This window comes from Vibrio sp. 1069 (assembly GCF_033340555.1).
Genome location: NZ_JAWOWP010000100.1, coordinates 1 through 1,129, shown reverse-complemented (window position 1 = coordinate 1,129; position 1,129 = coordinate 1). Strand labels below are relative to the sequence as shown.

The window sequence follows — 1,129 nt, the reverse complement described above, 5'->3', positions numbered from 1 at the left end:
CCCTGGACAATTTTGCTGATGCGGCAGTGTACGGACTCGCTCTTTATGCGGTTGGGCATAGCGTGAAAAGGCAGGTCAGTGTTGCGCACGTTGCTGGTGTGGTCCAACTGGTTTTGGCTGTTGGCGTACTCGTAGAGGTCGTGAGGCGCTTTGTCTTCGGTAGCGAGCCGGAATCGATGGTGATGATGCTTATCGCATTCGTCGCACTGATTGCCAATACCACTTGTTTGCTGCTGATATCCAAACATCGAGAGGGCGGGGCGCACATGAAGGCAAGCTGGATATTCTCGGCCAATGACGTGGTGATCAACCTGGGCGTCATCACCGCCGGCGCCCTGGTCGCGTGGACCGGATCCAATTATCCGGATCTGATTATCGGTACCATCGCGGGGGTTGTCGTGCTTAACGGAGCCAGACGCATTCTGGCCCTCAAGGGTTAGGCAACATCCATGATTGGCAAATACCTCTCGCCGTATGCCCTGTTGTCCATCTCCGGCCTGATAGCCGCGTCTGACCAGATTGTAAAATGGCTGGTCCAGCAATCAATGGCATATGGCGAGTCGGTTTCGGTGACGCCATTCTTTAGCTGGGTGCACGTATGGAACACCGGTGCCGCATTCAGTCTTTTTGCCAATGGTGGAGGCTGGCAGCGCTACTTTTTGATCGGAATCGCGGTGGTGGTCTCAATTTTGCTGATCAAGCTGGTCCTTGAGAACCGTCACAAAGGAGAGGCCATCGCCTACAGTCTTATCCTTGGTGGCGCGATGGGTAACCTGATTGATCGGATATTTCGTGGCTATGTTGTGGATTCCTTTGATGTCTATTGGCGAGCCTGGCACTGGCCGGCTTTCAATGTCGCAGATATTGCAATTGTCCTCGGTGTCTTACTTTTCGTTTCCTCAAGCTTGTTGCGTGAAAGAACAAACACCAATGTCGAAACAGATTGGTCTGACTGAGGTCTGCATCTATAAACTGCCATGACGGAAATGCCTAACAACATCTTGCACCTGCCTGAGTACCAGGTCCTGGGCTGCAAATCCACCGACGACGATATGCACTTCCAGGTGGACGTGCCCGATCCCATCGCCTGCGAGGAATGCGGCGTGCAGGGTGAGTTCGTACGGTTCGG

2 protein-coding genes and 1 pseudogene are annotated in these 1,129 nt (G+C 53.6%); all 3 read left to right on the top strand.

Translation table 11 applies throughout. The annotated features are described in order from the left end of the window. The coding region (locus tag R7040_RS24700; RefSeq protein ID WP_276434605.1) for a cation transporter at positions 1-440 on the top strand (440 nt) is incomplete at its 5' end. A gap of 9 nt (positions 441-449) precedes the next feature. Continuing rightward, positions 450-956 (top strand): signal peptidase II, encoded by a 507-nt coding sequence (gene lspA, locus R7040_RS24695; protein WP_007146113.1) that lies wholly within the window; start codon positions 450-452, stop codon positions 954-956. Positions 957-977: 21 nt separating this feature from the next. Beyond that, a pseudogene (locus R7040_RS24690) lies at positions 978-1,129 on the top strand (ISL3 family transposase); the annotation flags it as partial.